This is a genomic window from Kitasatospora nipponensis (genome assembly GCF_039528135.1).
GTDB classification, from domain to species: domain Bacteria; phylum Actinomycetota; class Actinomycetes; order Streptomycetales; family Streptomycetaceae; genus Kitasatospora; species Kitasatospora nipponensis.
This window is the reverse complement of the sequence record NZ_BAAALF010000245.1, coordinates 8,663-10,122: the sequence shown is the minus strand read 5'-3', so window position 1 is coordinate 10,122 and position 1,460 is coordinate 8,663. Positions and strand designations below refer to the sequence as shown.

The 1,460-nt window shown below is 71.4% G+C and carries 1 pseudogene; it reads left to right on the top strand.

Features of this window, described 5'->3' with window-relative positions:
- Window positions 1–229: 229 nt before the first annotated feature.
- Window positions 230–1,460 (top strand): annotated as a pseudogene (locus ABD323_RS36815) (hypothetical protein); the annotation flags it as partial.

The window sequence follows — 1,460 nt, the reverse complement described above, 5'->3', positions numbered from 1 at the left end:
GGCCCCAGCGAATCGCTGGGGCCGCGGCCTTTTGTTTTTTCCGCACCGATTTTCTGCACTGTTTTCCCCCGAACCGATCAGCTCGTTCCACTTCCTCCCCAGGCGCGAGGTCGGAGCTGATGCTTGACACTTAGAGAAGGTGTGTGGCCAGGCGGCCGGCACCCTGCCGCGTTGGGCGCACCTGCAGCCCGACCAGCGGCGCAGCTGATGATGTAGAGGAGTCTCCGCGATGTCGAACCCGCCCCAGGACCGTCCCGAGCGCCGATCTGACGACGGCCGAGGTCATGAGCCCCGTTCCCGTGGCAGCTGGTCGAGCGACCGCGGCCCGCGCCGGGACGACCGCGGCGAGGGCGGTTTCCGTCGCGATGACCGTCCCTCGGGCGACCGTGGTGGCTACCGCGGTGGCGACCGTCCCTCGGGTGACCGTCCCTCCGGTGGCGGCGGCTACCGCGGTGGGGACCGTCCGTCCGGCGACCGCGGTGGATACCGTGGCGGCGACCGCCCGTCGGGTGACCGTGGTGGGTACCGCGGTGGGGACCGTCCCTCGGGTGGTTTCAACCGTGATGACCGTCCCTCGGGTGACCGTGGTGGGTTCCGTGGCGGCGACCGTCCCTCGGGCGGCTTCAACCGCGACGACCGTCCGTCCGGCGACCGTGGCGGGTTCCGTCGTGACGACCGCCCGTCGGGCGACCGCGGTGGCTTCCGTCGTGACGATCGTCCGTCCGGTGACCGTGGTGGGTTCCGTGGCGGCGACCGTCCTTCGGGCGGCTTCAACCGCGACGACCGTCCCTCGGGCGACCGTGGCGGTTTCCGTCGTGACGACCGCCCGTCCGGTGACCGTGGTGGGTTCCGTGGCGGCGACCGTCCTTCGGGCGGCTTCAACCGCGACGACCGTCCCTCGGGCGACCGTGGCGGTTTCCGTCGTGACGACCGCCCGTCCGGTGACCGTGGTGGGTTCCGTGGCGGCGACCGTCCCTCGGGCGGCTTCAACCGTGACGACCGTCCCTCGGGCGACCGTGGCGGTTTCCGTCGCGATGACCGCCCGTCGGGTGGCTTCAACCGTGACGACCGTCCGTCCGGTGACCGTGGTGGGTTCCGTCGTGACGACCGCCCGTCGGGCGACCGTGGCGGTTTCCGTCGCGATGACCGTCCCTCGGGTGGCTTCAACCGTGACGACCGTCCCTCGGGCGACCGTGGTGGGTTCCGTCGTGACGACCGCCCGTCGGGCGACCGCGGTGGGTTCCGTCGCGATGACCGTCCGTCCGGTGGTTTCAACCGTGACGACCGTCCGTCCGGTGACCGTGGTGGGTTCCGTCGTGACGACCGTCCCTCGGGCGACCGTGGCGGTTTCCGTGGCGGCGACCGTCCTTCGGGCGGTTTCAACCGCGATGACCGTCCCTCGGGTGACCGTGGTGGGTTCCGTCGTGACGACCGTCCCTCGGGCGACCGTGGCGGTTTCC